Source organism: Bacillus sp. HU-1818 (assembly GCF_022695965.1).
Lineage (GTDB): Bacteria > Bacillota > Bacilli > Bacillales > Bacillaceae > Bacillus > Bacillus atrophaeus.
On sequence record NZ_JAAPBE010000001.1, the window covers coordinates 493,771 to 520,323 of the forward strand.

The window sequence follows — 26,553 nt, forward strand, 5'->3', positions numbered from 1 at the left end:
AAGTGTATCACAAAACCAATTTTGCGAAATTTAATTTTTATTAAAATTGAGAAACCTTCAGACAATAGCTCTGAAGGTTATTTTAGATCTCAGGATACGCTGTATTGTGCTTTCACAAGCCCTGAGTATATACCCGCTTTGTTCATTAATTGTTTATGGCTGCCTTCTTCGATTTTTTTGCCATGGTCAAGGACGATAATCCGGTCGGCGTCGCGGATTGTAGAAAGTCTGTGGGCGATCATTACAGCCGTGCGCCCGTGCAGGAGGGTTTTCAGCGCTTGCTGGATCTTGACCTCCGTTTCTGTATCTATACTTGCCGTGGCTTCATCAAGGATCAGAATTGCCGGGTCGGCAAGAAGCGCCCGTGCAAAGGAAATGAGCTGGCGCTGTCCTGCTGATAATGCGCTCCCCCTTTCTTCTACCTCGGTTTTATATCCCATTGCTAATCTTGAGATAAAATCGTCTGCCCCGACGGCTTTTGCGGCTTTTATAACCTCTTGATCCGTAGCATTCGGTCTTCCGAATCGAATATTTTCCATAATGGTGCCGGAAAAAATAAATGTGTCTTGGAGCACTATGCTGATTTGCGAGCGCAGACTGGATAGAGATATATCAGTAATGGGAATTCCGTCTATTTTTATTGTGCCGCCAGTCGCATCATAAAAGCGGCTGATTAAATTGGCAATCGTCGTTTTCCCGCTGCCCGTATGACCAACCAGCGCCAATGTGGTTCCGGCAGGGATTGAAAAAGAGACAGTATGAAGAGCTTTCCGTTTGTGATCGTAAGAAAACTCAACATCCTCAAACTCAACGTTTCCTTTTAATTTCTTGATGTGGATTGCATTTTCTATTTCTTTGACGCTCGGTTGTTCGTCCAAAAACTCGAATATCCGTTCAGAAGATGCCATTCCCATTAAGAGCTGATTGTACACTTGACCAAGCCGTGATATCGGTTCCCAAAACATACCTAAATAAAATGCAAATGAGACAAAAATGCCAATCGTGACTGTGCCATTCATAATCAGCGTCGCTCCATACCAAATCAAAACGGCTGTTCCTGCCGCGTTTGTCAGTTCCACAAGCGGCCGGAACATCGCATTTTTTCTTGTAGCATCCCGCCAAGATTGATAATTTTCATGATTCACTCCATCAAAATAGGCCATATTTTCTTGTTCTTGTGTATATGCCTGTGTCACCCGGATACCTTGGATGCTTTCGTTTAGATGCGAGTTAAGCTTGGATTGTTTTAGTCGCACCGTTTGCCATGAGCGGCGAATTTTTCTGCGCAGGCTTGTTGAAATGAAAAACATGATCGGCAATGTAATCATGATCGCAATGGTCAGCTCGGGGCTCAGCGTGAATAAGATCACGACTATGCCGAGAAGAAGCAAAAGATCTGTCAGCAAATTGATCACGCCGCTTGTAAAAAGTTCCTGAAGGGAATTGATATCATTCATGATTCTGACGAGGATAGACCCTGCGGACCGCTGGTCAAAGAATCTATGAGACAAGCGCTGAACATGTGTGAATAAATGCTGGCGCAAATCATAAATGACATGTTGCCCAAGCTGGTTCATCCAGCGTATTCTTAATATGTTAGCCGCGTAATTAACCACGTACAGGCCGCTGATGATCAAGATAAGCTGTAAAAGGAGCTGGGGGTTTTGCCGGGAGATCGCGTGATCCAGCACATAAACACCAATTAAAATGGGAATGAGGAGTCTGACAGCCGTTCCGATGATCACCATAAGAAAAGAAAGCGGCAGGATATTTTTCCGATAAGGTTTAACATAACTTAGCAGCCGCCACATCTGCGCCCAGTTAAAAGGCTTTTCAATAATTTCATCCGCGGTGTAAAAAAACCGCTCCATGATCGCTTGTTTTTTTGTTCTTTCCATAAGCCCCTCCTATCCGACCTGATGCGGCTCATTCACTATTTTCAGATCTTGATATTGCAAGTCATAAATTCTCTTATAATAGCCATTTTGTACAAGAAGCTCTTCGTGTGTTCCTCTTTCACGGATTTCCCCTTTGTTCAGCACAAGAATTTCATCAGCATGCTTCAGGGAAGAAATTCGGTGGGCGATAATAAAAGTCGTGCGCCCTTTCATGACTTCTTTTAAAGCAAGCTGAATTTGATGTTCAGTTTCCATATCAACCGCGCTTGTCGCATCGTCCAATATTAAAATGCTTGGATTCAAACAGATCGCCCTTGCAATGGCGATCCGCTGTTTTTGTCCTCCGGAAAGGCCCATGCCTCTTTCGCCAAGCATCGTGTCATACCCGTCAGGCAGCTCTTTGATAAAATCATGTGCTTGCGCCCTTTTTGCAGCCTCCACAATCTCCTGCATCGAAGCGTCCGGCTTTCCGTATGAAATGTTAGATTTAATAGTAGAAGAGAATAAAAAAGATTCCTGAAGCACAACTCCAATGTTTGAACGAAGAGTTTTTAATGAGTAATCTGTCAGCGCTTTGCCGTCGATAGTGATGGTGCCGTCTTCCGGGCTGTAGAATCGGGTGAGCAGCTGCGTGATTGTGCTTTTTCCGGAGCCGGTTGGCCCGAACAGTCCGACTACCTTTCCCCGTTCTGCTGTGAAATTTATGCCTCGAACTGCATGGTCCTCTTTTACGTACCGAAGCGAGACCTGTTTGAACTCAACATCACCCGCCAGCTTTTGAACTGCCAAAGCATGAACCTGATCGCTGATGTCTTCTTCCTTTTCAAGAATATCCAGCAGTCGCTCTCCAGATGCTTTTGCCTGTGAAAACATATTAATGACAAAGCCAAGGTTCATAATCGGCCACATCATATAGTTGACAAGACTGAAAAAAGCCACAAGTTCACCGGGATTCAGCTGATTTTGCATGACTAGGTAGCCGCCGTAAGACAGGAGGGCAACTAGACTAATATTGCCGATAAACTCCATCAGCGGAAAGTATGTCGACCAAATCGAGGAAGTCTGTAAAAATGTAGCACGGTACTCTTGATTCGCTTTGTTAAAACCGCTGATCTGAAAATCTTCTCTTGAGAGTGATTTGACCGTATTGATGCCGCTGATATTTTCCTGAACCTTCGTATTAAGACTCGCAAATGATTTTCTGATTCCCCTGAAGGCGGGATGAACTTTTTTATCAAACCGGTAAACAGCTACTGCCAAAAACGGGAGAACTGCAATGGTTACAAGGGTCAAGGGGACAGAGTAGTAAAACATAACAGATAAGCTGATCGCCACAAGCAAGACAAAACGGATCAGCTCTGAAAGCCCGTATGACAAGAAAAAACGAAGCCCTTCTACATCAGCTGTCAGCCTTGACATAAGATCACCTGTTTTGGCGTTATCATAATAGGAAAACGGAAGTTTCTGCAGCTTTCCATACAGACCGTTTCTTAACCGATAAACAGATTTGATTCCAAACAGATCACCCAAATATTGATGAAAGAAGGTGGCTGTTCCTTTCACCGCCATTACAGCGATAAAACCAAGACTGACCCACGCCACGAGCTGATAGCGTCCGCCGATTACAATTTCATCAATTGTAATTTGCAGGATGATCGGATAAATAACTGTAATAGCCGTCATCAAAAGCATTGCGGCAAGTGACCATATAAATACTTTTTTATACGGCCAGTAAAAATGTCTCAACTTTTTAAACGTTTCCATTCTATAGCACCTTTCTCTTTAGGAGTTTGTGATCACTATATCGATTACCAAAATCAATTTCCACTATATTTTAAAAATTCAGACTTAATATGGAGGTTTTTTCCGCCTTTTAGACGGAGGGTTTATGTAAAAATCAATGCCTACAGAACATCATTATATGCAGGGGACAATGCCATTTATGCAAATAAAAAACCGGGCGGCCTGAGCTCATTGAAAGCTTTGCCGTCCGGTTTTCTTCATCCCCCGCTGACAGGAGGGATGAAGGCGATTGTGTCGCCCGATGTTAAAGGAGTATTTTCTTTTGCGTATATTTCATTTATGGCTACCATTGCTGTGTCAATGGACTGAAGATCGTATTGTTCCCTCAGCAGGCCTTTTATTTCATCTGTTGTTGCCCGATCCTTATTGTACTCAATCATTTGGGTACCGGCCTGTTCAGCCAACCCCGCAAATAAAAGGATTTTAATCATTTGCCCCGTCCCCTTCTATATCAGGCTTTCCGTTTGGATAGGGAGTTTTCTCCAGTTGATCGCCGATCCACTGTTCACCGTCTTCCCATATTTCTTTTTTCCAAATCGGAACAATTTGTTTTATTCTTTCAATGGCGTATTCATTTGCTTCATAAGCAGCTTTACGATGCGGAGATGACACGGCAATCACAACCGCCGCTTCCCCGATATCCAGCACGCCGACACGGTGGGTGATAGCAGCAGAAGCCCCCGGCCATTCAGCCTCAATTTCAGCTCCGATTTTCGCAAGCATTTTCACAGCCATCGGTTCGTACGCTTCGTATTCGAGACGAACGGTTTTTCTTCCATGTGTCCATTCTCTGACTGTCCCGATGAATGTAGTAATCGCCCCTGCTTCCCGTTTCTCGACTTTCTTTACAATGTCTTCCGCAATAATTGGATGCTTCGTAATCTGAAAACGTTCCATTGCAGATCCTCCCTTCAACTGTGAAAGCACAAAAGCGATGGCAGCCGGATCATCCGCATGGAAAACTGGTGCTCCGCTCTGTACTGTCACATGTTCTTTCTTTCTGCAGATAACGGCAATAATGTGATCCAGTTGTTGAAGTTCACGCCATTCAGACGTTTCTTTTAAGATGACGACTTTAGGATAGGAGGCTTTTTTAAAGCCTTCTACGAGAAGGCAGTCCACATCGAGAAAACGATATAGCTCGATTAACTGGTGAAGATCCCACTGACGCCGGGCAGTGAGCTGCAAAACGCCTGCCCCCTCCACAGCTGATGCTGCGGCTCCAGCCTCCGAATAGCGATCTGTATCTTTTCCTTCAGTAAACGCCTCTGGCTCGCCTCCATGCCCGTGATGCTTCAGACAGCCTGCATGTAGTCCCTGTCTTGCAGCTTCTCTCAGTACACGCTCAATAAAAGTTGTTTTTCCGCTGTTTTGATACCCTATGATTTGGAGGATTGGGAGAAGGCGGTCCAAGGCCATTCACTTCCGTTCTCTTCTCTGATCAAAAGCACCTTAACCGTCCGGCCTGATTCGTATCCCCTTGTGCCGCCCGGTAAAATAATAAAAGCATTGGCTTCTGCAAGCGATGTCACAGAACTAGACTTGTCCAAACCAACCGGAGATGCCGCAAGTTTACCGTCCTGATGATATACAAATGCGCGAACAAATCTTGTAAATGGATTCGGTTTTGGAAAGTCCTTTGTTAAGGTGGCTTCGGCGCATATCGAATGAGGCTTATCATTCATCAGCCATGTTTGAATCATCGGCTTTACAAACAATTCAAAACCCACATAGCATGCGGACGGATTTCCTGACAAGCCAAACAAAAGCATGTCATCTGCATGGGCAACCGTTGTCACGCTTCCGGGTCTCATCGCTACTTTATTAAAGAGAACGTTTGCTCCAAGCCTTTGATAGATTGCCGGCAAAAAGTCAAAGTCACCTACTGAGACACCCCCAGTCGTCAACAGGAAGTCGACTTTTTTCATCGCTTCTTTTACCGCTTCATAGCTTTCATCAAAGTCATCGGAAATTTTCCCCAGATACAGCGGAAAAGCTCCGGCTTCAATGACTTGCGCGCAGACCATTCCGGCATTGCTGTTGCGGATTTTTCCCGGTTCGAGCGGATCACTGACATTGAGAAGCTCAGTTCCGGTTGCTATAATGCCGACGACAGGTTTTCTTACAACAGGCACGGAGGCATAGCCAAATGTCGCTAAAAGAGCTGTTACTCCGGGTGTTATTTTTGTTCCCCGTTTCAGCAATGAGCTTCCCTTTTGCGCGTCTTCTCCTGTTTTTGAGATGTTATCTCCCGGCTTGAACGGACGCTTTAAAGACATGTAAGTCTTCCCGCCTTCTTCATCCGATTTCGTCAGCTCAAGCATGACCACTGCATCCGCTCCTTTTGGAATTTGAGCTCCTGTCATTATGCGGACTGCCTGAAACGGACCTAGTTTTTTTTCAGAAACCGCGCCAGCTCCAATATGGTCAATAACTTCGAAACGGACTGCCTTTTCACGGGTGGCAGAGGCCGTATCACATGCTCTGACAGCAAAGCCATCGTAAGGAGAACGGTCAAAAGCAGGCACATCGTGATCCGCTTTTACATCTTCAGCTAAAAAACGATGAAGGCTGTCTTCAAGCGGCACCCACTCTGTCTTTCCTTGTTTTTGATATTCACTGACGCGCCGCACTGCTTCATCTACCGGTATCGGCTTTCTTTTTTCTAACATTTAAAAAACCCCCTGTTGTTACATTCCAATTAGTCTCGCCAAAACAGAGTTTGCTTCTTTCACTTCTTTTGTTCCATGCACAAGAGCCCTTCCATCGTTAAAAATGACGATTCTGAACCGTTCATAGACAATATGAAGCAAGAACTCATTAGCTTCTACCTTGCCGATTTTCTCCAAACGCTGAACTAGCTGCTGCTTTGAAATTCTTTTCAGAGCCTCTGATCTTACTTGAACGGTATCTCTTCCGCATAGAACGGCTGCCTTTGGCATATTCCATTCTTGAAGATACGGATAAATCTGCTGAGACCCGCACGAAGGGCACTCATTCCGCTTGATTTGTTCTACATCGACTTTCATATGTAAATTGTTCCATACATCAAAGGTCACGAAGCCGCGCTGAACGGCCCCTGATTTTCCCGTTAACAGCTTAAGCGCCTCAGCCTGCTGATATGCCGAGACAATCTGAACGGCCGGCGAAATGATCCCCGCCGTATCGCATGTGGCCCCTCCAACCGGGATTTGGTCAAATAAACACGATAAACAAGGGGTAACACCGGGAATGATCGTCATGAACATGCCTTGGCTGCCTACACAAGCTCCATAAACCCAAGGTGTCTTCGTTTTCTGTGCCAAATCATTGATAATCATACGCGTTTCAAAATTATCGGTCGCATCAATCACGACATCTGCTTGCCGGATGAGCGGTTCAAGTGTTTCTGCTGTTCCCTCAGCGACAAGTGCCTCAATATGTATATCACTGTTTATAGATGTAAGATGCTGCTTAGCCGCCATTGCTTTCGGCAATCGATTGTTTGCGTCATCCTCTGTATAGAGCTGCTGCCTTTGCAGATTGCTCCACTCTACATAATCCCGGTCAATGATCGTGATGTTTCCAGCTCCCGCCCTCACGAGGCCTTCTGCGCCGGCCGTTCCAAGCGCACCGGCGCCGACGAAAAGCACATGGCTGCCAGCCAGCTTTTGCTGACCCTCTTCTCCTATTGGCTTATATCTGGTTTGCCGTGAATAACGCTCCTGCATCAAACTTGCTCCCTCTGCTTTTTTATCTCATCATATCATGTTTTCACGCTGTCAGTCCTTGGAGAGGCTTGTCAGTACTGTTCATCCATTTGCTGATAATCACAGCGTGAATTTATATTCATAAACTCTTCCGGTTTTGCGCCAATCTCTTCAGCATCCACATAGCACACTGAAAGCTGGTGCAGAAAGTCCGATATCTTTAAACGCTTTTGAGAAAGCTGTTCGTAAAGCAATGAACTGATCCGCTTATGGTACACCGCCATAAGCGGCTGCTCTCTGCCCTCAGAAACCGGAACCACGGCGTCTGTTCGTTCATTCAGAACACTTTTCAATGCAAGAAGAGTGCTTCTTTTTATAAGGGGCGTATCACAAGAAAGAACAGTATAAACATCACCGTCCGTTTTTTCAAATGCTGTATATATGCCGGCTAACGGTCCTAAGCCTTGAAACGGATCCACATCCCGAAACACGTTTTTTTCCCCGAATGCTTGAAATCTTTTGATCAGCTCCGGATGGCTGATGATGACCGGATTTTTATCTCCTAAAGCCGTTTTGCCCCATTCGTAAAACATCTTATTTCTCCAGTTAACAAATGCTTTCGGTTCTCCAAATCGGCGGGAAGCTCCTCCTGCCAGCAAAACGTTTACATGTCTCATAGCATCTCTCCTATATAATATAAAAAGAATAGCAAATGCTCATTGGCAAAGACAATCTTTAAATGCTTGTCTGTTTATAAAAGAGGCATAGCTATCCGGCTTTTGCATATTTTAGTGTTAACATCACGAGGGAGATGGTTCGATTGAAAATATCAGGTCCTTTTTTCCATGACATGTCCCAGGAGAACCTTTATTTAAAATCAGAGCTTGCCAGATGCCGTAAGTTAATCGCAGAGCTCGAGGCAAGCTATTTCCATCAGAAAAATAATAAGCTGATAAAAGAAAACTCAAACATGAAAGAGAAGCTTCAAGCACTGACAGCTGAATTAGAACAAATCACAACGAAAGAAAAGCATGCATTAGATACAAGCCAAGCATTAAATCATGTGAAAGCTGAACTTCTTGATAAAATCGTCACCTTGCAGGAACTTCTTCAAAACGAAACATATAAACGCAAAAAAGAGATTGATGAAAAACATCGCCTGCACATCACAAATGTAAGATTCGAGGAAGAAAATAAAAATTTACATATACAAATTGACGCCCTCAAGACCGCCATCCAAAACGAAAAGGCTGAACTATTTAAAGCCAATCAGCAAACAGCCGCCGTAAAAGATGAAAATATCAAGCTCAATGTACAAATCGCGGAAAAAGAATTTCAGTTAGAAAATATTAAAATAGAAATTGATCATATAAAAGATCGAATACTAGAAACAAAAGAAAGGCTGCTTCAAATAGAAAAAACGAAAGAAAAACTATTTCAAGAAACTATTTTATCCTACAAACGGCAGCTTGACGAAAGTGACGCCTGGATTGCTTCTCATTTTGCAGATATTGATAGCCACTCGCGGCAAACAGAAGAAGCTCTTGAAGAAAATCAAACTGTTTTTGAGCATTCTGAGCATGTAGAAAACATTTTAGAAGATGTGACAGAACAAGTATTTACGCTCCAAAAACAGCTGGATCATACCCAATCGCACGATCAGTCTCTGGACGAAAAGCTAGCGGGATGGAAGGATCGCGCGGCAGAGCAAAAGCCGTCTCAAAAGTGGGTCTACAAGCTTGAAAAAAAGAATATATCCTCTCATAAAAAGCCCAAATAGCACCAAAAAACTGCTTGATTCAAACCAAGCAGTTTTCTTTATAGATTATTCAGTCACATTTTCAGCAGAGTCTGAAGCGATTTCGCCTTCTAAAATGTACTGGCCGCGATATGGCTTTTTCACTTCCGGATACATTTTAATTAAACTTTGCATAAACGTTGTCATATTAGGGATTTCAAGCCCGCTTTCCTTCTCAATTTCCTTTTGAAGTTCAGAGCTTTTGATCGCTGCGTTATGGCGTTTTAATGTTTTGATTGCCGCTTCACGAAGCTTTGCTGCCTTTGAACCCGGTCTTGCCGTTCCTCTTCTTCTTCTTGTCGTTCCGTCCGGAATACCCGCCGGAATAGAAGAGATGGATTGCGGCTGCGGCTGTGATGCCTGCTGCGGCTGATAGCTTCTGATCTCTTGTGCTGCAAGTTCGGCTAGCACAGGAAGAGACTCACTTTTTCTTTCCGGGCGAAAATCTTTTTTTGTTTCCGCTGCTGAGCTTCCATTACGGTCAAGCTCTCTTAGTTTTGCATATATTTTGTCACGCTCTATTTGATATTCACGGATGACTTTAACCTCAGCCTCATTTAACTGTTCCAAACGCAAGCGTAAAGCTTCCCTCTCATTAAACATCCATTTAACCCCCTATCAAAATTATCATGCTTTATTTAAGATATTAGATTACAAAAGTAATTTTATCAACTATTATTTTATCATTTTACTATTATATTTACTCTATGAAAAATTCCCTATTTTCTGAAAATAAAACTTTTATCAAAAAATCCTTTATTCATGGGGTTTGTAGGTCCCTATTCTCTTTTGCCATAAAGTTGAAAATATATCTTAAAATTACTTCTTTAATGAAAAATAGTGCAATATCTACATTTTTCGGTTCATTCAGTGAAGAACCTACATTTACAAACAACAAAGCGCTAAATGCTGTCAATTCCTAATATTGGAGGGTTAAAGCGCTTTTTTGCGCCTTCAGTTCTCAACATCCAAATATGGAAAAATAAACTTATTACATTTTATTCATTTACTAATTTTGGAACCAGTCAATTGATATAGAAATAATACATACAAAAAAACCTGACGTTGATCAGGTTTTTTGGATAAACTTAATTATTCGGCTGCTTGCTCAGTTTCAGCGAGTACGCGATTCACGCGCTTCTCAAGCATTTTCATTCCGCTGCCGCCCGCTTGGAAGTGGCGAAGCTGGCCTGTTTTATCAAACACATAGTACGCAGGCACATACTCATTTTCAAATGCTTCAGTTAAAACATGATCACTGTCGACAAAAATAGGCTGGGAAATATCATGTTCCGCTGCAACCTCTTTAATTTTATCAAGGTCTAAGTCGTCTTCAGAACGCGGCATATGAACTGCCACCACGTTTAGCTTATCCTTATATTTGTCACGAAATTCGTTCACTTGCGGCATTGCTTCTTTACACAAATGGCAGCTGATTGACCAAAAATGAATCAGTGTCGGCTTTTCACCAATCAATTGCTCTTTGGTTACTTCACCGTTAAACCATGCTTTTTCACCTGTCAGTTCAGGCATTGGTTGACGTAATTTCATCTTTTTTCCCTCCAATAAAGTAAGAGTCAAAAAGGCCTAACGAATTTGTTAGACCTTCTTTCTCTTTTTCGCTGTTAAAAAAGAATTATAATGTTTTTTGGCCTGGTTTCCAGTTAGCCGGGCAAAGTCCGCCAGTTTGAAGCGCTTGAAGCACACGCAATGTTTCATCAACGTCGCGGCCGATGTTGTTATGGAAAACAGTTTGGTATTGAAGTTCGCCTTCAGGATTGATAATGAACAATCCGCGAAGCGCTACGCCTTCTTCTTCGATTAATACACCGTATTCGCGTGATACTTCATGATTCGTATCAGCAGCCAGCGGATATTTCAATTCGCCTAATCCGTTTTCTTTACGGTCAGTGTTGATCCAAGCCAAGTGAGTGTGGATAGTGTCAGTAGAAACACCGATTACTTCCGCATCAAGATCTTCGAATTCATCATAACGGTCAGACATAGCTGTGATTTCTGTCGGACAAACAAAAGTGAAGTCCATTGGATAGAAGAAAAGCACTGTCCATTTGTCATTTTTCATGTTTTCTTCAAGATTAACCTTACCAAATTCCTTGTTTGCAAGAACTGCTTCCATTTCGAAACGAGGAGCTTGTTTACCTACCATACGTTCTGCCATATGTAAATCCCTCCAGCAATATTTTTTGGCTTTAAAGCCATATTAAAATGAGAATAGAGTTAATAAATTCTCATTTAGTTAATAACTTCACAAAACAATTATAACGGAGTTAGTTTTTTTAGTCAAAATTAAAAAAGAATGAATTTAATTAACATCCCCTAAAGGAATACTACAAAAAGTTTAACACGTTCCTGAAAGGGGAAACAAACTTTTAGCTTTCAGCAATATACATAGGAAAGGAAGACACCAATGGACGTAATAAAAGACTACGACTGGCCCGGACTGTTAACGAATGCCGGCATTTTATTATTAAAACTGCTGGCGATCATTCTCATGTATTTAATCGTCCGTTCTTTAGGCAGTAAAATCATTAAACACTTATTTCAGAAATTCGAACAACAAAACAACCTGTCCTTAGGGCGGGCTCAGACGCTGCAAGGGCTGACGCTTAACGTGTTTGCTTACATACTGATTTTCATTTTCATCGTGATGTTGCTTGATTTATTTCATTATGACCCGACTGCCCTGATCGCCGGGGCTGGAGTTGTAGGGCTTGCTGTCGGCTTCGGCGCACAAGGGCTTGTCAGCGATATCGTCACAGGTTTCTTTATCCTTTTAGAAAAACAGATAGATGTCGGCGATTATATAACTGCTGCCAATTTTGACGGAATTGTAGAACAAGTCGGTTTAAGAACCACTCAAATCCGCAGCTTCGACGGAACACTTAACTATGTGCCGAACCGGGGAATTATAAATGTCAGCAATCATTCCCGGGGGACGATGCAGGCATTGGTTGATATCAGCGTGCCGCTAGAAAAAAATCTCGACGAGACCATTCATATACTTCAGTCCGCCTGTGATCAAGCTGCTGCCGGGCTGCCGCAAATAAAAGAAGGTCCTAATGTGATCGGCGTTCAGGAATTAGGTGCTTCGGAGGTTGTTATCAGAATCATTGCCAAAACAGAAAACATGGAGCAATGGCGGGTGGAACGGGTGCTTCGAAAAGAAATGAAAGACGCGCTCGACCGTTATCACGCCTCCTCAGCCCAGTAAATACAAAAAACCGAAGCCTTGCTGCTTCGGTTTTTAGATTAATGAAATTTCTTTTCGACCTCGCTGCAAATTTCATCAGCAGTCATACCTGAAGCTGTAATAACAGATGCCTGTGTCGATGTGTCTGCTATTCCTTGCACATTGCTGTCAAGACCGGTCACGACACAGCAGTCACATCCGGCTGCGTCTTCCGGTGTTTTCATCATGACAACGTCATAGCCTTTTTCTTTTAAAGCTGCTTCTACATCAGTCAGTGATTGTTCAATCCCGATTTTTTTCGTCATATAGAACACCTCCGGTTATTAGAGTGCTCATTTTATGACATATTATTCTTCAAATCGGACTTAATTGGCATAAGCTGAAAAATAACCGGTCATAACATTCACTGCCGTTTCTATTGCGTTTTCGTCAGGGTTAAGCTTAGCATGATGAAGACCATGGGACGAATCAGCACCAAGCCAAAACATGAAGCCCGGATATTTTTTCAGCATGTAGCCAAAATCCTCTCCGGTCATGGCCTCCTTAGCTTCAATTACATTTGCCAGCTGATGTTCGGCCACAAATGACATAAACTCTTCTGTCAGTCCGCTTGTGTTGTACACTTGATGATAAACAGAAGGATATGTGACTTTGCCAGTGCAGCGGAATCCGATTTCTATGCCTTTCACCAGGTCCTCAATTCGTTCCTTCACCTGCTTCATCGCTTTTTCAGAGAGTGTACGGATCGTTCCTTCTAAGTGAGCTGTTTGCGCGATGATATTTTGAGCCGATCCTCCTGTAATGGTGCCGATTGTAACAACGGCGCTGTCAAGCGGATCTGTATTTCTTGCAACAATGGTCTGAAGCTGAGTGACAAGCGAGCTGGCCGCTACCACCATATCCTCTGCTAAATGCGGATAAGCGGCATGTCCTCCCTTGCCTTCAAGATCAATGACTAGTTCAGACGTATTGGCAAAAAGCAACCCGCTTTTTGTGGCAATGGTTCCGACCGGAAGTTCCGGCGCAATGTGAAGCGCCGTGATAAAATCCGGCATCCATTTTTTAAGCACATCGCTCTCAAGCATTGGTTCCGCGCCTCCAGGGCCTTCCTCAGCCGGCTGGAATAAAAAGAGCAGATCATGTTTAACCGGCTGATGGACAAAATGATCAATAATGCCGAGCGCAATCGTCATATGTAAATCGTGCCCGCAAGCATGCATTTTGCCGTGATGCTCGGAAGCAAATGGAAGCCCGGTCTGTTCCTCGATAGAAAGCGCATCAATATCCGCTCTGTATGCGAGCATTTTTTCCGGTGCAGTCCCGTTAATTTTCACAAAAAGCCCGGTTCTCCATTTTTCGATTTCAATTCTGTCTTTCGGATATTCGTTTAATACATTTAACAAGTATTGCTGTGTTTTGTACTCCTGAAACCCAAGCTCAGGTATCCGATGCAAGTCTCTGCGGATTGCAATGAGCTGATCGATCTTCATTTTTATATACCTCCTGCCTATACGAATAAGGCGTGGATTTGACATCCACGCCTCTTACTATCAAACGGTTTCTTACAGTTGGCGTAATTCCTGTTTGATTTCAGTTTTGCCTTTTGTTTTTTCATCAATGTCTTTGATTTTCTTTGCAGGTGTACCCGCAACAACTGTATATGGTTCGACATCGTTTACGACGATCGCACCGGCTGCAACGACAGCGCCTTTACCGACTGTAACACCTTCAAGCACAACAGCGTTTGCGCCAATGACTACGTCATCTTCAATGACAACCGGCTTGGCAGATGGCGGCTCAATAACGCCGGCCAATACAGAACCCGCTCCAATGTGGCAGTTTTTGCCGACAGTCGCACGCCCGCCAAGCACAACATTCATATCAATCATTGTGCCTTCTCCGATGACAGAACCGATGTTAATAGAAGCTCCCATCATGATAACGGCATTATCGCCGATCTCCACTTGGTCACGAATGATAGCGCCTGGCTCAATTCGCGCTTTCACATCTTTTAAATCAAGCATAGGGATCGCTGAATTGCGGCGGTCATTTTCAAGAACGTAGTCCTCGATTTTACCTTTGTTTTCTTCGATAGCGGATTTGATTTCGTTCCATTCGCCAAATACCACACCAGTATTTCCGTTAAGGAATGCTTTTGCTGACGCGCCAAAATCAATTCCTTCAAGATCACCTTTGACGTAAACTTTTACAGGTGTAGATTTTGTACTATTTTGAATAAATGAAATAATTTCATTTGCATCCATCATTTTCATATGTATTGTCCTCCTTCTGATTTTCTACCTCATTACTGTAACAAAGGAAAGATACAAAGACAAGAAAAAAAGGAAACAGCCGGGCGGCTCGTTTCCTTCATGCCATTATCCTACAGCCAATCCGCTTTGAATGGCAAATTGTCTGCCAAACTCGAGCAATTGCTCTTCCTCTTCCCCTTCAGGATTCATCTCGATTTTAATTGAAGGGAGAATAACTTCTCCGCCCCGTTCTTTTATTTTTTCTTCAAGCGTATCAACTGCCCCGCAGAAAAACTCATAAGAGGTATCGCCGGAACCGAAAACAGCAAACTTTTTGCCGGCAAAATTAAGCTCTTCCATATCATCGGCTATATCTAAAAATTCATCGGGAAGGTCACCGTCTCCCCATGTATAAGCGCCCATAATAATATGATCATAGTCATTCAGAAGCCCCGCATCTATATCCATCGCTTCATAGCGGTCTACCTCCGCTTCAGCGTCCTTCAGTCCTTTTTCAATTAAATCGGCCATTGCTTCCGTATTGCCTGACATCGTTGCGTAAACAAGCAAAATATTCCCCATATAAACTCCTCCTCTATAAGATGTGTAAGCTCTTAGTGTGTGATTGCTGATTCCTCGTACGGCCTGACGAATTTGCATTCGTATAAACCAGCACAAAAGAAGTTTTCTTTTTGATTTGCCACTCTCAATCCGTGGCCCTTGATGGTGTCGAACCATTTTAATTCATACGCTTCCAGGTCAACCTGATAAATTCTTGAGTAGCCGTCCTCGTCCTGAGTTGTCGTCACATAAATAATTCCGTCGTCTTCAGACACATCGAGAAAAGACTCTTCACTCCCGATATTGCCGGAGTGAATCATATATTCTTCGTGCGTCTGCACATTCAAAACGGTGACAACCCCTCTCTTTCCTTTGACAGAACCCATTGCGGAAACAAGCCACTTCCCGTTAAATACAAGCATAGATGCTGTCATACGGCACTCTTCTTTCTTGATCATCCTGATGCCTTCGCGCTGAAAATCGTACGCCCAGATCCCTCCGTGCATGTTATGTATTTGCGTGCCGATAAAAAGGGTGCCCCCATGCAGGCATAACGACCGGATAACAGGCGGATGTAAAAATGAACTGAATGGTTTGGCAACCTGCCAGGAAACTCCGTAATCATCTGATAAATAAATGCAATGCTTGCCGTGAGCGCAAACAAATCCATCTTTTTGGCCGGTTATGGCCCATACTGTCGCGTTTGTCGGAAAACTGGACATCGTCCAGCTTCTCCCTTGATCAGATGAACGAATGACCGTCCCTTTTTCACCGACCCCGAATAAATAAGGGCCGATGTAAGTGATGGAATGTATTTTACTCTTCAAATGAAAAAGCTTTTTCCACCCTGTCTCCAGAGAATAATGAAAAATCCCTTCCTTTTTAACGGCCACAAAATATCCAGAAGACTTCGATGCGGTAACGGCGGTGGCGCCTTTATGAAACATGGCTTTTCCCCTTGTTATGGTGAGCAGCCCACGCAAGAAAACCGCGTGTGAATTCTCTGCAGCATTCTGTATCCTCATCTGTTTCCGGAGCGAGCTCTATTTTCAGCGTTTCTTGATAAACCGCCGCTCCCGTCTTTTCCAGCATGCTGCTGAACAGATTGACGGCTTCACAAAATTTCGGATAGGAATAATCTCCTGAGCCGAAGCAGGCTGTTTTTAAGCCATTAAGCTGAAGCCTTGAGACCTCTTCATAAAAATCCTCTGCTTCGTACGGAAGATCTCCGTCTCCCCACGTATATGTACCGATTAAAACATAATCATATGACGAAAGAGACTCCGCTTCCGTGTCGTCAATCTCTATAAAATCTATTTCCACATCATGCTCTTGAAGCGTTTCTTTAATAATTCCGGCAATGTCCTCTGTGTTTCCGGACATGCTTGCATATGTAATCAATGCTTTCGGCATTTGTACCACCTCGGTAATTGATAATGATTTTCATTAATTCATACCATTACTTTAAATGATAATGATTTTCATTGTCAATGATAAAATAAAAAAAGACAGCTCCTGGGCTGTCTTAAAATGGACGATCCTGTTTCAGCATATCCTTTATCACTGCGACAAAGGCCTGAACTTGTTTCAATTCAAATGCGGGTTCATACCCCAAAAGCCAAGTGTCCCTGCCGATTGGGTTTCCTTTTAAGTCTAAGAGAGGCATTTTATTGACTTTGTCTTCATCCTGAAGAGTGACAGAGGGGAGAATCGCGTAACCAATACCATGGAGAGCCATCTGCTTGCACGTTTCAATCTGATCAACCAAAATGGTCTGCTTCGGCGATGTTTTGAATTTTTGATACCACCAATGCTGTATTTCCTGAAAATAGGTGCTGTCGCTTTTGAATTGAATAAAGGGCCGTTCGGTATGCGCAATGTCATCAATGCAGGAAATTTCTGTATCGACCAAGTATAAATGATCTGTCATTAAATAATCCTTGCGCCCCTTCCACTCAGGGTTTCCCCGGATAATGCCGATATGTACCTGATCTTCGTAAAGGCTCTTCAGCATTTCACTGCTCCATCCGGTAATGAGTGAAACCTTTGCATTCGGGTACTGCTCGACATACGTTTTCAGCACCTTCGGAAGCCAGTGCTGGCCAATAATTGAAGCGACGGCTAGTTTCAATGTGCCGTGTATTTCTCCTTCAAGCTCATCAATATCTTCCCGTATTTTCTCTTGCTGGTCGGTCACATCATTTGCAAATTGAATAATTTTTTCACCGGCTGGGGTCACGGTCAGCCCTTTTTGGGAACGAAGAAATATTTTAGTTCCCCACGTTTTTTCAATGGTTTGTAGACGCTGCGAAAGTGCGGGCTGTGACACGAAAAGCCGTTCAGCAGCCTTCCTCATGTTTAATTCCTCAGCTAAAACTACGAGCATATGAAGCTCTTGAAGCTGCATGTCGGCCTCCTTTTTATAAAAACAATAAGATTTTCTTATCTCTTATTTTAATGACATCGGCAATTCATAATCAAGTTTTTTTACATAGTCATATGTATGCGTTTTCAAATAACCGGTCGGATATATAAAAAATAGGCCGATAGCAGCCTACTTATTCAGTGACCTTATATGTTTATGCAATTCCTTTAAAACCACTCTCCTCGTGAAAATGCCTTCAAATACCTGATCGTCATTTTCGACACAAACAAACCCATTGTTGATCACCATGCTGAATCCTTTTATGATTGGATCGTTTATATGAAGCCGCGGAATATCTTTAAGCATTACTTCCTCGACGGTAATCTGATCAAGCTTTTCAAATTCAATTCTCTCCAGCCCGAAAATGCTGTTCATGATCATATTCGTTCCGATCAATCCATGCAGCCGGTATGAGGCATCAAGAACGGGAATCGCTGTATAGCCCGTCTTTGTCAGAACAAGAAGGGCGTGCTCCAGATTATTGCCGACTTGAACGTGCGCCACTTTGTCCGCTTCAATCATAAATTGTTCGACCGTTGTTTCAAGAAGCTGATCTGATTGTAAGCTAATCATGTCACTTCGTCCCCTTTACGTTTTCATCAACATATTTTTTCCCTATACTACTATAATATAAACTTTATCAGTATTTGTCGAAAAGTTTCCCTCAACAAAAAAGATACTCATCAGCAGAGTATCAAATTATAGATCTGTCATTAATTTTCAAATCGAAATCGGTCATAAAGAGTCACGAGTTTTTTATAGGTTGTTCCATCAACGTTTTTTGTGCCTGTTTCTATATCATTGATTTCACTGCTCAAAAGCTCGATTGCATATTCGTGATTGATAAGGACATTCAGCAGAAGTTTCTGTTCTTCTTCCGTAAATCTTTCACCGATAAGACTCATTCGTAACCAGGCCCCCTGTTTTTTTACTGAATACCTCTGAAGGTAAGAATGATCTTACTTTCAGCCTCTACCGCTAGGATAAGTAAACAGAAAAAAATCGTCAACCGCATATTTCGACATTTCATTTGGTTTTTGAGAGACTATTATTTTGTGTAACGATTTGCATAGCTAAAAGCTGTATATGAATCAGGTTTGATTTTTGCTTCAATTCCCATTGAAGTGATGCGGCCCGTCATTTCCTGAATCAGTTCTTTCGTCAGCCCTTTTTTTCCGATATCCAAATGAACCTCAAAGGTAAGATCTGCTCCCTCGCCTGTAAACGGAAGGAGCAGATCCGTAATATCCATAAAGTATTCATCAAGGATATGGGCTGCTGCCTCTTGGCTGTACGCTGTTTCTAACGAGATCTTTTCCCGAAGGCTATGTATGGGCCTGTTCACTGCATGATTTTTCAAACAGCCCCATGCTCCCTTGCCTGTACGATGCAAATGTAACGCTGTAATAAACTTTGTGTGATCACGGTAAACCTGAGAATCCGTCCCGATTGATAAAACATAAGCAGAACGGGGATCTCTTTCAATAAAGGTTTTCATCCGTTGAAACACATCGTGAAAGGTCATCTGTGCTTCAGAAAGATTATAAAAAAGAAAAGAATCAGCCATCGCGACACTCCTTTTCAATTATCTTACATCCATGAAACAAGTATGTTCCTTTACGCTTTATTCTATTACCCGCTGCTGCAGAGACAAGGTATCCTTTAATTACTGAAGAAGTTCAAAGATTTCAATTGAAATCATGTCGATGTTATCAAACGGGAATGTGTTTGGTTTTTCACCTTTTTGAAAAACCGTAAGTTCGAACGTTTGATTTTTTTCGAAATATTTTACACTGCATATTTTTTCGCCATTTACTTCAAAATAACGCTGCATTGGCTCGCTGGCCGCTTCCGCCGTTTCTTGCAGGCTTTGCAGCCTAGTGATGATACCCATTAATTGTGACATTCTAAAAAAAGACTCCTTTCAAAAAACAACTTCAAATCAACAAGTATTTATTATAATACAAGTTCTATTGAGCATCATACCATAAAGTTAGACAGGATGGCATTTTCCCTGCGGAATTTAAAAAAAGAAAAAAGCGGAAAAAACTGTTTTCCGGCATAGTTTGAGACTTTTTTTTGAATGTCATGCATACAATTATGATTTTTTTGATATTCCGGCGGAGCTCATCAGCCTTTTTGCAATCTCATCAAAATCCTCTTTTGAGATGCCCGGGGCAAATTCCTCAGGCACCTCTCTGTGTTCCGGAACCGGAGCGCCTTGAGGAGTTCCTTCAATCACTTGAAGAGGCTCCCCGTCAATCGGATGCTCTCCCTTCCAAATTTTATTGATATCTTTATAATCCGTATCGCTGAATGTATAGAGTTTTGTATGAATGCCTTGTTCTTCAAACTTTCTGGCTGTGTCAAAATGCTTATTATCAAGATTCGGGATCGGCAGCATTTTCCCGAGATCAACCCCTGTGGCAACTTCGAGAGCTTTTGCATATGCGACAATATGCACTCCGCCTCTGACCAGTAAATATCCGATCATTTCTCTTGCAACGGGATGATCCGTCATTTCATAGACTCTCATTTTATGGGTCCTGGCCCCGCACTCAAGGAAAAAGTTGTGAAGCAGGTCTAGCACAAGGTTTCCGCTGTTGAACACATTTTCGCCGGTCCAAGCTTTTCCCATTGAATCAAAAGGATAGGAAGTTTGGGCCGTTTCAATGAAATTCTGTGCATTTCGTTTGTTTTTTGCGTCTCTCATCGGAGTTACGTCAGGATCCCCTTTAAAAGTTGTCCCTGTCAGCATTAAAGTAATGGTGTTGGACACCAGTTCCACATGTCCGAATTCCTCGGCGGTAATGCTTGATACAAGATCATAAAACGGTTTTAATTTTTTCTTACTGCGAAAGTTAAACGATTGGAACATGTAATTATTTAAAGTGGACATCTCGCCGAATTTGCCGCCCAGAAGTTCTTGGACAGCGGCCGCCGCATTGGCGTCGGGATGCTCAGGTGCAGGCAGATCAATTAATAGTTTATTGCTCCTTTTAATCATTTGATTTCCTCCCCAGCGTTCATCACTCACCACTAGTAAGGTTTATTTAATGCACGGTTTGTCTTATACCTGGACAAATAAAAAACTTGGCGGGGGTAGCGCCAAGTTTTTCGGATCTTGATCTGATAGAGGGGTTGGGGAACAGAGAGTAGCTTCTCTCTATAACTAAATGATAATGATTATCAGTCTCGATGTCAATTGTTTTTTGAATTTTTTTTAAAAAACTCTTCAGAATCGGCCAAAACGCCAAACATAAAAAAGCGGCTCTTCAGCCGCTTTAAATTAATCCGTCCTGCTCGTATAAGTAAGAATAGGGAAGGTCAATAAACAGATACATATTGTCATCCATTGGATAAGAAAACGTTCTGATCATCTCGCCTGTTTCAATATCACTGTACAGATCACTGAAAAATCCTTTTCGCGAATTTCTCATTCTCATGATATTTTCCAGGAAATAAGGACGCCAACTCCAGTTTTTCTCCACATATTCCGGCTGATAGATCCATTCACCGGATTGTTTAAAGACATTCCCTGTCAATTGGTAGCCTTCTTCGTCACACATATAAATTCTAAAGCTGCAATCGGTCAGTTCTTCCGCCAGCTTTTTAATAAAATCGTCATCGTCTTGACTGGATTTCTTCAATGTTGAAACGACTTGATGGACACGCTTATAAAACTGTTCAGAATGCTCATAAACGGTTTCCAGCTTCTTTTTTTCGTGAGTGATAAACTGATGAAACTCAGCCTTCAGCCGGTCCTTCAGCAAGTCCCTTTCCAAAAAGCGGTCAGAGGGAGACTGCAAGTAAAAACCTTGAAAATAACGGCCCCCGTTTCTCCAGGCGTATTGGAGCTGAAAGTTCGCCTCAATGTCTTCATAAAGCAAAACGGCGCCGATTTTTCTCGCTAACAGAGAAATGCTGTACAGCACATGTTCATATGACGGCGACGGCTGTGATATTTTCAGTGCCTGTAAGTCGATTTTAAGCAAATCTGGTGAGAGAAGTGCAATTCTATCCAAGTTGCTGCTTTCTTTTCCGATATTATCAACTGCAATTTTAATTCCATATGTACGATAGTAAGCAAGCATATGGTAAAGCTGCTCAATATCTCCTTCAAAATTATGCTCCGTAATTTCAAGCACAAAACGATGAAGTTCGATCCCTTTCGCTTCATATTCTTTCAGAAGCTCCAGAAAGCTTTCGCCGTGATCAAGCATCAAGAGATTCGCATCTTGATTCATAAAAATCAGCAAATCCGAATCTGCGTCTAAAAAACGGTCAAGGGCCTGGCGGATGATCCTATTATCAATCTCTAATTTATATTCTTCGGGGATCCCTGCGTCTAAAAAGAAGGGCCCGAGACTTTGAATTTCTGAATCTGCCAAAATACGTCCCAGTACTTCATATCCTATGATTTTCTGCTCCTCGGCACTGAAAATCGCCTGGTAATATGGGATGACATCATCAATGTTCGTTAAAATATCAAGTGGATCCAACATGTTATCACCTGCTTCTCTATCTTTGTCTGATTATACACACAATTATATCGACACCACAAATTTTTTAAATTTATATTGATAAGAGTTTAGGTAGTGCAGGAGTGTCTGAGGAGGAAGGAATGATTTTGAGTTTTATATCTTCATAGATTGCTTAATCCGGGATCTTATTTATTTTTTAAAAAATAATTGAGTATCAAATTAATGTGTTTCTACCAGCCTTGTTGGCAGAGATACATATCAAACTGCCGGCGTATCACCTTCGGGCCCAGCCTTTTTTTCCCTTAATTTTAAAAATTATATCATAAATTTGAACAGAAAATAAAACAAGCGAACTATCAGCTTATGTTCGCTTGTTTGCAGCTTTTATTCAGATATCATTTTCTTCTCAATAACACCTCTAAATGCTTGTGCTGTTATTTCCCCAATATCTTCACTATAATCCGGTACGTCAAAAATTTCTTTATAGGCTAATCTAATAGGAACAACAACTGCATCAAGGAAAAACTTATCCAATAGATTAAAATTGATTAAGAAGAAGGTTATTTTCTAAGGTTCATAAATGAAATGTGTAATTAAAACGGATAAGGATTCAGCCATTGGCCTCCATCCATCGTCACACATTCCCCATTCACGTAAGATGCTTCATCAGACAGCAAAAATGAGGCAAGCCCAGCAATTTCCTCAGGAGTGCCGAGACGTCTGAGCGGCACACTGTTCAGCGTCCGGTTCATCGCCTCTTCTGATTCCCACAGCTTCTCTGCCCCGCCGGTGCGTTCGATCGGGCCGGGAGCGATGGCATTTGTGCGGATGCCGTATTTGCCGCCCCACTCGACAGCAAGCGTTCTTGTCAGAGAAAGCACTCCCGCTTTGGCTGCGGCCGAATGGACGACGCCGGCCCCCGCTCCCCAAGCGTAAGTCGCAGCCATGTTTAGTATCGTTCCTTTTTGCTGCTGTTCAATCCAGTGATGGGCTGCAGCCTGGCTGCAAAAAAATGTACCATTTAAGACAATATCAATTACCGCCCTCCAGCCATTTGGCGTGAGCTTCTCAGCCGGACAGATAAAGTTTCCCGCCGCATTGTTAATCAGCGCGTCGAGCCGTCCGAAGGTTTCGACCGTTCCTGTAACCATTTCCTTAGCCGCCGATTCAGAACGGACATCCATTTGAAAAAAGGCGGCTTTGCCTCCAGAGTTTTCAATCTCTTTTTTCGTTTCTTCAAGTGCAGCGAGCGTTCTTCCCGTCAGCATGACGCTCCAGCCAAGCTCAGCCTGCTTCTTCGCAATCGCTTTTCCCATTCCGCTTGATCCGCCAGTGACAATGACCACCTTTTTTTCCATAACGTTCTCCCCCTAAATAATGAATGAATAGCCATTCAATTTGATTTTAACATAATGTCACGCATTCCGTCATCAGATGCTGAGAAGAGATTTTTCATAAGCTCTGATGATATAATGGAGAAACTCTACAAAAGGTTGGATTACCCATGCGTAAATTATCAAGAAGACAGTTTTTAAAAGGTGTGCTCGGCACTTTTGCAGCCGGCCTGCTGACTGCGGGAGGCGGCTACGGCTATGCCAGATACCTTGAACCCCAAATGATGGTTACGGTCAAACAGACCATTAAAAGTCCTCTTCTTGCCGGCGGTTTAGATCAATTTAAAATTGTGCAATTCAGCGATACGCATTTAAGCGAAGCGTTTTCTTTGAAGGATCTGAAAAAGACCGTACTTCATATTAATGATCTTCATCCGGATTTAATCGTCTTTACCGGTGACTTAATTGATAAACCTCATATTTACCAAGACCATTATCCAGCGCTTCAGACGTTAAAAAAGCTGAGCGCGCCCTTTGGCAAGCTTTGTGTTTTCGGCAATCACGACCATGGAGGCTATGGATCTGCAGCTTACGAAAATCTTATGAAGGCTGCCGGTTTTGAGGTGTTTCGCAATGGACTGAAGACGATAAAGCTTTTGGACGGAAGTCAATTGGACATCGCAGCTCTTGATGACCTGATGCTCGGAAAGCCCGATTATAAAGGAACGCTTTCAAAACTGAGAGATGATGTTTTTGCCATCTTGCTCGTCCATGAGCCTGATGCCGCATTGAAAGCGAAAGCATACCCTGTTAACCTTCAGCTTTCAGGCCACACACATGGCGGTCAAATACAGCTCCCGTTTTACGGACCGCTCATTACGCCGCCCTATGGAAAAATCTACACTGACGGAATGTATAAAGTTGACGGCATGCAAGTGTATGTCAACCGCGGGCTTGGCACGACTAGACTCCCTTTACGGTTTCTTGCCAAGCCGGAAATTACAATTTTCGAATTAAGAGGAACTGATTAGATTTTCATTATGTCTTTGTCCTCATGCATAAACACGATTCTCATCAATAGTTATATAAAATAATGAAGAAACAAAAAGAACCATTAAAGTTAAAGGAATGGTTCTTTTTGCTTTTAAAAAAGGGAGATGACTCAACTGCTCACTTATCGAGTGAAACAGGGTGAAACATTAGCCAGTATCGCAGCGGATTTCAGAATAGACCAAGCGGCTTTAGTGCGTGCAAATCCTTCTCTGCAAACAGGTATCCTCCTCGCAGGACAGATTATTGTTATACCCGGGATCCCAAATCCGGATTCCATTCCGTATCATATCGTTGTTTCTATCGGCGGCAAGACACTCCGGCTGTTTCAGAACAATCGGCTGATCAAGACTTATCCGATAGCTGTAGGAAAAATACTGACAACAACCCCAACGGGAGAATATTACATTGTCAATCGGCAGCCTAATCCGGGAGGTCCTTTCGGAGCCTATTGGATGAGCCTTTCAAAACTGCACTACGGCATTCACGGAACGAATAATCCCTCATCAATTGGCAAGGCTGTATCTAAAGGCTGTATCCGTATGTATAACAAAGACGTTGTTGAACTCGCTTCTATCGTTCCAAACGGAACAAGAGTAACCATTAATCGGTAATATTCACTTATTAGTTTGAAAAACAAGCGGTTTATAATATGATAAAGTGGGACCTTTAGGGTAAGGAGCGTTTTTATGGATATATTTAAAAATCGTAATTTTGTTCGACTTTTTTTCGCAGCACTTGCTTCTCAAATGGGAACGACAGTAGGCAACATGGCGTTTGCTTTCTTCCTGCTGGACCGGTTCAGCAGCCAGCCTGCGTATGCCACTTTGGCTGAGCTTATGTATTCTCTTCCGACGGTGTTTGTGTTTCTGGTTGTCGGAGTTGTAGCTGACCGGTTTGACAGGAAAAAAGTCGCCGAGAATTGTGATTGGATCAGAGCCGGACTGACTGTCGTTCTTTTCTTCACTTTATTTACCGGCAATATTCCGCTTGTGTTTTTCATTTTATTTGTCAGAAGCGCTGTCACAAAGTTTTTTTATCCGGCCGAGGCAAGTCTTGTACAAGCTATTTTACCGAAGGAGCAATATGCAAAAGCAGCGGGGCTTAATCAGATGCTCTTCAGTATATTTATGGTATTCGGTGTCGGAATCGGAGCGTTTATGTACAATACCATCGGCATCCACGGCGCCATCTTGCTTGATCTTGTAAGCTTTATCGTATCGGGTTTTCTCATTCGTGCCTGCCAAATACCTTTAGAGGCCAGACAGCCTAATGGAGCGTTTAATTGGAGAAAGGCTTCCGTTAAAGATTCTTTAAACGATTTTAAGGAAGGCATTGTTTACATTTTAAAAAACAAATTGCTCGCCTCCCTGATATTTGGCTTTTTTGTATTCGGCTTTGTTAACGGGGCGTTTGCCGTGCTCCCGATGTTCACTATGAAATATGGACTGGCCCCTGACCGTTATGAATGGCATACTTCCGTGTTTACGGTCGCCATCGGGTTTGGGCTCTTAGCCGGCAGTGTGATCGGGACTTTGGTCTCCAAAAAAATCAAGCCGCATTTTTTAATGTCGGTTCCCATTTTGATAGCAGGATTTCTTATTTTTCTGCTTGGATATACAAATGTGCTATGGGTTTATTATGCTACTGCTTTTGTACTGGGAATGTGCATCGGCCCTGTCAATATTGCCATTGGAGGCTGGATGCCAAAGATTGTTCATCCGAAATTAATGGGCCGTGTAAGCGGGTGGCAAGACCCGTTCATGATGTTTGCCCAATCCATGACACTTGGCTTAGTCGCTCTTTTATTTCCAAAGATCGTTCCAAATATAGATTACCTTTATTATGGGATGGGAGCGGTTATTCTTCTTGTTTTTATTTTCTATTTCATTGCACTGCCAAAATTCAGTGCTCAGGCTGCTGAGATCGATGTTCAGGAAAAACTGGGAACTCAGCGAAAAAAAAGAATAAAATCCGTATATTAAAGGGTAAAAATGCGCTGTTTTCCAATGAAAAAGCGCATTTTTATATTCAATATTTGCATTTCA

At 42.7% G+C, this 26,553-nt stretch carries 29 protein-coding genes and 2 pseudogenes; 5 read left to right on the forward strand and 26 right to left on the reverse strand.

Features of this window, described 5'->3' with window-relative positions:
- Window positions 1–89: 89 nt before the first annotated feature.
- From GXP75_RS02225 to GXP75_RS02260, 8 genes and pseudogenes are all read right to left on the reverse strand, one after another.
- Window positions 90–1,898: an ABC transporter ATP-binding protein gene (locus GXP75_RS02225; RefSeq protein WP_242556042.1), complete on the reverse strand. Its 1,809-nt coding sequence runs from the start codon at window positions 1,896–1,898 to the stop codon at window positions 90–92.
- Between the two features lie 9 nt (window positions 1,899–1,907).
- The gene (locus GXP75_RS02230) at window positions 1,908–3,662 is read right to left on the reverse strand and encodes an ABC transporter ATP-binding protein (RefSeq protein ID WP_242556043.1); all 1,755 of its coding nucleotides are present in this window, start codon (window positions 3,660–3,662) and stop codon (window positions 1,908–1,910) included.
- 236 nt (window positions 3,663–3,898) lie between these two features.
- Entirely contained in the window at window positions 3,899–4,132 is a 234-nt protein-coding gene (moaD, locus tag GXP75_RS02235; protein ID WP_214914839.1) for a molybdopterin converting factor subunit 1, read from the reverse strand.
- Window positions 4,125–4,598: a molybdenum cofactor biosynthesis protein MoaE gene (locus GXP75_RS02240; RefSeq protein ID WP_061670703.1), complete on the reverse strand. Its 474-nt coding sequence runs from the start codon at window positions 4,596–4,598 to the stop codon at window positions 4,125–4,127. Before GXP75_RS02240 ends, moaD begins: the two co-directional genes overlap by 8 nt.
- Window positions 4,599–5,120, reverse strand: a pseudogene (gene mobB / locus GXP75_RS02245) (molybdopterin-guanine dinucleotide biosynthesis protein B); the annotation flags it as partial.
- Complete coding sequence (locus GXP75_RS02250) at window positions 5,081–6,373, reverse strand: molybdopterin molybdotransferase MoeA (RefSeq protein WP_214914849.1); 1,293 nt, start codon at window positions 6,371–6,373, stop codon at window positions 5,081–5,083. The pseudogene mobB and the gene GXP75_RS02250, both read right to left, overlap by 40 nt.
- A gap of 18 nt (window positions 6,374–6,391) precedes the next feature.
- On the reverse strand, window positions 6,392–7,411 hold the full coding sequence (locus tag GXP75_RS02255; protein ID WP_214914852.1) for a MoeB/ThiF family adenylyltransferase: 1,020 nt from the start codon (window positions 7,409–7,411) through the stop codon (window positions 6,392–6,394).
- Between the two features lie 71 nt (window positions 7,412–7,482).
- Window positions 7,483–8,067, reverse strand: coding sequence for a molybdenum cofactor guanylyltransferase (locus GXP75_RS02260; RefSeq protein WP_214914855.1), 585 nt, complete (start codon window positions 8,065–8,067; stop codon window positions 7,483–7,485).
- A 143-nt stretch (window positions 8,068–8,210) separates the two neighbouring features.
- Here GXP75_RS02260 and GXP75_RS02265 point away from each other — a divergent pair, with 143 nt between their 5' ends.
- Window positions 8,211–9,170, forward strand: coding sequence for a coiled-coil domain-containing protein (locus tag GXP75_RS02265; protein WP_214914858.1), 960 nt, complete (start codon window positions 8,211–8,213; stop codon window positions 9,168–9,170).
- Between the two features lie 45 nt (window positions 9,171–9,215).
- On the opposite strand, the gene rok is transcribed toward GXP75_RS02265, so the two are convergent.
- The 3 genes from rok to ahpA all read right to left on the reverse strand — a co-directional run bounded on the left by rok (window position 9,216) and on the right by ahpA (window position 11,367).
- Window positions 9,216–9,791 carry a transcriptional regulator Rok gene (gene rok, locus GXP75_RS02270; RefSeq protein ID WP_003327252.1) on the reverse strand — a complete coding sequence of 192 codons (576 nt, stop codon included), beginning with the start codon at window positions 9,789–9,791 and terminating at the stop codon, window positions 9,216–9,218.
- Between the two features lie 489 nt (window positions 9,792–10,280).
- Window positions 10,281–10,739: a TlpA family protein disulfide reductase gene (locus GXP75_RS02275; protein WP_061571434.1), complete on the reverse strand. Its 459-nt coding sequence runs from the start codon at window positions 10,737–10,739 to the stop codon at window positions 10,281–10,283.
- 85 nt (window positions 10,740–10,824) lie between these two features.
- The gene (ahpA, locus tag GXP75_RS02280; protein ID WP_003327254.1) at window positions 10,825–11,367 is read right to left on the reverse strand and encodes a biofilm-specific peroxidase AhpA; all 543 of its coding nucleotides are present in this window, start codon (window positions 11,365–11,367) and stop codon (window positions 10,825–10,827) included.
- 249 nt (window positions 11,368–11,616) lie between these two features.
- Here ahpA and GXP75_RS02285 point away from each other — a divergent pair, with 249 nt between their 5' ends.
- A complete protein-coding gene (locus GXP75_RS02285; protein ID WP_214914861.1) occupies window positions 11,617–12,420 on the forward strand; it encodes a mechanosensitive ion channel family protein in 804 nt (267 codons plus the stop codon).
- Window positions 12,421–12,458: 38 nt separating this feature from the next.
- On the opposite strand, the gene GXP75_RS02290 is transcribed toward GXP75_RS02285, so the two are convergent.
- From GXP75_RS02290 to fadH, 15 genes and pseudogenes are all read right to left on the reverse strand, one after another.
- Window positions 12,459–12,704, reverse strand: a complete 246-nt coding sequence (locus GXP75_RS02290) for a YkuS family protein (protein ID WP_003327256.1) — start codon at window positions 12,702–12,704, stop codon at window positions 12,459–12,461.
- 60 nt (window positions 12,705–12,764) lie between these two features.
- Window positions 12,765–13,889, reverse strand: a complete 1,125-nt coding sequence (locus GXP75_RS02295) for an N-acetyldiaminopimelate deacetylase (RefSeq protein ID WP_242556044.1) — start codon at window positions 13,887–13,889, stop codon at window positions 12,765–12,767.
- Window positions 13,890–13,961: 72 nt separating this feature from the next.
- Window positions 13,962–14,672 (reverse strand): 2,3,4,5-tetrahydropyridine-2,6-dicarboxylate N-acetyltransferase, encoded by a 711-nt coding sequence (gene dapD / locus GXP75_RS02300; RefSeq protein ID WP_003327258.1) that lies wholly within the window; start codon window positions 14,670–14,672, stop codon window positions 13,962–13,964.
- A 105-nt stretch (window positions 14,673–14,777) separates the two neighbouring features.
- Window positions 14,778–15,233, reverse strand: coding sequence for a flavodoxin (locus GXP75_RS02305; protein ID WP_214914864.1), 456 nt, complete (start codon window positions 15,231–15,233; stop codon window positions 14,778–14,780).
- A 32-nt stretch (window positions 15,234–15,265) separates the two neighbouring features.
- Entirely contained in the window at window positions 15,266–16,159 is an 894-nt protein-coding gene (locus GXP75_RS02310; protein WP_242556045.1) for a WD40/YVTN/BNR-like repeat-containing protein, read from the reverse strand.
- Window positions 16,149–16,625, reverse strand: coding sequence for a flavodoxin (locus GXP75_RS02315; RefSeq protein WP_003327261.1), 477 nt, complete (start codon window positions 16,623–16,625; stop codon window positions 16,149–16,151). The genes GXP75_RS02310 and GXP75_RS02315 overlap by 11 nt, the downstream gene beginning before the upstream one ends.
- Before the next feature lie 112 nt (window positions 16,626–16,737).
- Complete coding sequence (gene ccpC, locus GXP75_RS02320) at window positions 16,738–17,619, reverse strand: transcriptional regulator CcpC (RefSeq protein WP_061571429.1); 882 nt, start codon at window positions 17,617–17,619, stop codon at window positions 16,738–16,740.
- 147 nt (window positions 17,620–17,766) lie between these two features.
- Window positions 17,767–18,210 carry a cyclic-di-AMP-binding protein CbpB gene (gene cbpB, locus GXP75_RS02325; protein WP_061571428.1) on the reverse strand — a complete coding sequence of 148 codons (444 nt, stop codon included), beginning with the start codon at window positions 18,208–18,210 and terminating at the stop codon, window positions 17,767–17,769.
- Window positions 18,211–18,350: 140 nt separating this feature from the next.
- A complete protein-coding gene (abbA, locus tag GXP75_RS02330; RefSeq protein ID WP_003327264.1) occupies window positions 18,351–18,542 on the reverse strand; it encodes an AbrB antirepressor AbbA in 192 nt (63 codons plus the stop codon).
- 143 nt (window positions 18,543–18,685) lie between these two features.
- A complete protein-coding gene (locus tag GXP75_RS02335) occupies window positions 18,686–19,204 on the reverse strand; it encodes a ribonuclease H-like YkuK family protein (RefSeq protein ID WP_003327265.1) in 519 nt (172 codons plus the stop codon).
- Window positions 19,205–19,303: 99 nt separating this feature from the next.
- Entirely contained in the window at window positions 19,304–19,543 is a 240-nt protein-coding gene (locus GXP75_RS02340; RefSeq protein ID WP_003327266.1) for a YkuJ family protein, read from the reverse strand.
- 192 nt (window positions 19,544–19,735) lie between these two features.
- Entirely contained in the window at window positions 19,736–20,644 is a 909-nt protein-coding gene (locus tag GXP75_RS02345; RefSeq protein WP_214914870.1) for a manganese catalase family protein, read from the reverse strand.
- A 277-nt stretch (window positions 20,645–20,921) separates the two neighbouring features.
- The gene (locus tag GXP75_RS02350; protein WP_094231936.1) at window positions 20,922–22,142 is read right to left on the reverse strand and encodes an EAL domain-containing protein; all 1,221 of its coding nucleotides are present in this window, start codon (window positions 22,140–22,142) and stop codon (window positions 20,922–20,924) included.
- Window positions 22,143–22,505: 363 nt separating this feature from the next.
- Window positions 22,506–22,640, reverse strand: a pseudogene (locus GXP75_RS02355) (hypothetical protein); the annotation flags it as partial.
- A 74-nt stretch (window positions 22,641–22,714) separates the two neighbouring features.
- Window positions 22,715–23,479, reverse strand: a complete 765-nt coding sequence (fadH, locus tag GXP75_RS02360) for a 2,4-dienoyl-CoA reductase (RefSeq protein ID WP_214914876.1) — start codon at window positions 23,477–23,479, stop codon at window positions 22,715–22,717.
- 146 nt (window positions 23,480–23,625) lie between these two features.
- On the opposite strand from fadH, the gene GXP75_RS02365 reads away from it, so the two are divergent.
- The 3 genes from GXP75_RS02365 (at window position 23,626) to GXP75_RS02375 (ending at window position 26,490) form a co-directional block, all read left to right on the forward strand.
- Window positions 23,626–24,486: a metallophosphoesterase gene (locus GXP75_RS02365; protein WP_242556046.1), complete on the forward strand. Its 861-nt coding sequence runs from the start codon at window positions 23,626–23,628 to the stop codon at window positions 24,484–24,486.
- A gap of 135 nt (window positions 24,487–24,621) precedes the next feature.
- Window positions 24,622–25,119 carry a L,D-transpeptidase family protein gene (locus GXP75_RS02370; protein ID WP_106045094.1) on the forward strand — a complete coding sequence of 166 codons (498 nt, stop codon included), beginning with the start codon at window positions 24,622–24,624 and terminating at the stop codon, window positions 25,117–25,119.
- 75 nt (window positions 25,120–25,194) lie between these two features.
- Window positions 25,195–26,490 carry an MFS transporter gene (locus GXP75_RS02375; protein WP_061571422.1) on the forward strand — a complete coding sequence of 432 codons (1,296 nt, stop codon included), beginning with the start codon at window positions 25,195–25,197 and terminating at the stop codon, window positions 26,488–26,490.
- Window positions 26,491–26,553 lie beyond the last annotated feature (63 nt).